At 66.2% G+C, this 2175-nt stretch carries 3 protein-coding genes; all 3 read left to right on the forward strand.

What is annotated here, in order from left to right; all coding sequences use genetic code 11:
- The coding region (locus WA702_RS12730; protein ID WP_425110881.1) for a glycine cleavage T C-terminal barrel domain-containing protein at nt 1–191 on the forward strand (191 nt) is incomplete at its 5' end.
- Nucleotides 192–199: 8 nt separating this feature from the next.
- A complete protein-coding gene (gene gcvH, locus WA702_RS12735; protein ID WP_425110882.1) occupies nt 200–568 on the forward strand; it encodes a glycine cleavage system protein GcvH in 369 nt (122 codons plus the stop codon).
- Nucleotides 569–769: 201 nt separating this feature from the next.
- The coding region (gcvPA, locus tag WA702_RS12740; RefSeq protein ID WP_425110883.1) for an aminomethyl-transferring glycine dehydrogenase subunit GcvPA at nt 770–2175 on the forward strand (1406 nt) is incomplete at its 3' end.

Consider the following 2175-nt stretch of genomic DNA (forward strand, 5'->3'; position numbering starts at 1 on the left):
CCTTGGCCGACCCCATCGGCACGGTCACCTCGGGCGGCTTCGGCCCAACGCTGAATGCGCCGGTCGCGATGGGCTACCTGCCGGCCGCGCAGGCGGCCGTCGGCACCCAGGTTTTTGCCGATGTGCGCGGCCAGCGCTTGGCCGTGCGCGTCGCGACCACGCCGTTCGTTCCGAACACTTACAAACGCTGAGGACACCGATGACCACCACGCTCTACACGTCAGACCATGAATGGCTCGGCATCGACGGCGATGTCGCCACCATCGGCATCACCGATTACGCGCAGGCGCAGCTCGGCGACGTCGTGTTCATAGAGCTGCCCAAAGTCGGCCGCACGCTGGCAAAGGCGGAAGCCGCCGCCGTGGTCGAATCGGTGAAGGCCGCCTCCGACGTCTATGCGCCGATCTCCGGCGAGGTGATCGAGGTCAACCAGGCAGTGGTCGACGAGCCGGCGCTGGTCAATAGCGATGCGGCTGGCAAGGCGTGGTTCTTCAAGCTGAGGATTGCCAACAAAAGCGAGCTCGGCGGGCTGATGGATGAGGCCGCCTACAAGGCGCACACGGCGTAATGGGATGATGCAAAACGCGGCAACACACTCCGCTGTCATCGAGCGGCTTGACCGGGCGATCCGGTACGCCGCGCTTTTCCCGCATCACCGTGCCGCCAGTGTGTACTGGATCGTCCGCCGAAGCCTGTCATCGGGCTCGCCGAAGGCGAGACCCGTTGGCGGACAATGACTCCGAATTTGAATGATCTTGCGAGGCCACCCATGAACGCGCCGTTCAAACCGATCGATGACGCCGCCTTAAGCTTCGTCCGCCGCCATATCGGCCCCTCGCCACGCGACGTCGCCGCGATGCTGGAGACGGTGGGCGCGAAAAGCCTGTCGGAGCTGGTCAGCCAGACCATGCCGGCTGCGATCCGGCAGGCCGCGCCGCTGGATCTTGGAACCGGTTTGAGCGAGACCGAGGCGCTCGGCCATATGCGCGAGCTCGCCGCGCAAAATCGCGTGTTCACCTCGCTGATCGGCCAAGGTTACTCCGGCACCATCATGCCGGCGGTGATCCAGCGTAACATCCTGGAGAACCCGGCCTGGTACACGGCCTACACGCCCTATCAGCCGGAGATCAGTCAGGGCCGGCTGGAGGCGCTGTTCAACTTCCAGACCATGATCTGCGATCTTGCCGGGCTCGATGTCGCCAATGCCTCGCTGCTCGATGAAGGCACGGCGGCGGCGGAAGCGATGGCGCTTGCCGAACGTTCGGCCAAAGCTAAGACCAAGGCATTCTTCGTCGACCGCAACGTGCATCCGCAGACGCTGGCCGTGCTGCGCACCCGCGCCAAGCCGCTCGGCTGGAGCCTGATCGTCGGCGATCCCGCTGTCGATCTCGACAGCGCCGACGTATTCGGCGGCATCCTGCAATATCCTGACACGACCGGCGCCCTGCGTGACCCGCGCGCCGCCATCGCCAAGCTGCACGACAAGGGCGCGCTGGCGATCCTCGCCGCTGACCTGCTCGCGCTCACCTTAATCGCCTCGCCCGGCGAGCTTGGCGCCGACATCGCGATCGGCTCCGCGCAGCGCTACGGCGTGCCGATGGGCTATGGCGGGCCGCATGCAGCCTATATGGCGGTGCGTGATGCGCTGAAGCGCTCGCTGCCCGGCCGCATCGTCGGCCTTTCCGTCGATTCGCGTGGCGCGCCGGCGTATCGGCTGGCGCTGCAGACCCGCGAGCAGCATATCCGTCGCGAGAAGGCGACCTCGAACATCTGCACCGCGCAGGTGCTGCTTGCCGTGATCGCGGCGATGTATGCGGTCTATCACGGCCCCGAAGGGCTCTCTGCGATTGCGCGCACCACGCACCGCCGCGCCGCCGTGCTGGCCGCGGGCCTGCGCAAGCTCGGCTTCACGCTCGCAAGCGAGACCTTCTTCGACACGGTGTCGGTCGATGCCGGCAACAAGCGTGAGGATATTGTCGCCCGCGCGCTCAAGGAGAAGATCAATCTCGGACGCGGTGATCGCGCCTTGCGGATCGCGGTGGACGAGACCACGACACCAGAGATCGTCGAGGCGGTGTGGCGCGCCTTCGGCGGCAGCCTTTCTTATGCTTCGATCGACGCCGAGACCCGCGAGGCGCTGCCGCCGGAGCTGAAACGGCAGAGCCGTTTCCTGAC

Source organism: Bradyrhizobium sp. (assembly GCF_049798375.1).
Taxonomy (GTDB): Bacteria; Pseudomonadota; Alphaproteobacteria; order Rhizobiales; family Xanthobacteraceae; genus Bradyrhizobium.

What these genes read in the sequence shown, in the direction of transcription:
- gcvH (WP_425110882.1), top strand. Translation starts at nt 200, where the DNA reads ATGACCACCACGCTCTACACGTCAGACCATGAATGGCTCGGCATCGAC.